Raw genomic sequence first — 427 nt, 5'->3', positions numbered from 1 at the left:
AGGGTGGACAGGGCGCCGCTGACGACCTGCGGCCACTGCCCGCCGGTGCGGCGCCGGCGCACGGCGAGGACCAGCTGGAGCAGGCCGGCCACGACGGCCCAGGCGCCCCACACCCGCAGCACGGCAGGGACGCCGGAGGTCGTGGCGACGGCGACGGCGACGGCGGTCAGGGCGCTGGTGGCCACGGTGAGGTGCAGCTCGGCCGGCGTCCTGCCGTGCGCGCCGCGAGCGCGGCAGGCGCGGGCGTCGACGACGGCGGCACCCGCGTCGACCAGGGGGTAGAGCACGAACAAGGACGCGGTGAGGGCCCCCGGGTGCGAGGCCATCGGCATGACGACCAGCGCCCAGGCCAGGGCGAAGGCGGAGCGGGCGAAGTGCAGCCGGCGCAGCGTGGTGGCTGCACCGGCCGCGGTGGTCGGGCTGGGGG

Annotated in this window: 1 protein-coding gene; it reads right to left on the bottom strand. The window is 78.5% G+C overall.

All coding sequences use genetic code 11. The annotated features are described in order from the left end of the window. Positions 1–427: hypothetical protein (locus tag GTR00_RS22540; protein ID WP_166613680.1), on the bottom strand; the 427-nt coding region annotated here is incomplete at both ends.

It is taken from the genome of Kineococcus indalonis (assembly GCF_009906395.1).
In the GTDB taxonomy this organism is placed as follows: domain Bacteria; phylum Actinomycetota; class Actinomycetes; order Actinomycetales; family Kineococcaceae; genus Kineococcus; species Kineococcus indalonis.
Note: the sequence above shows the minus strand (reverse complement) of the source record. Positions and strands in the feature narration are given on the sequence as shown.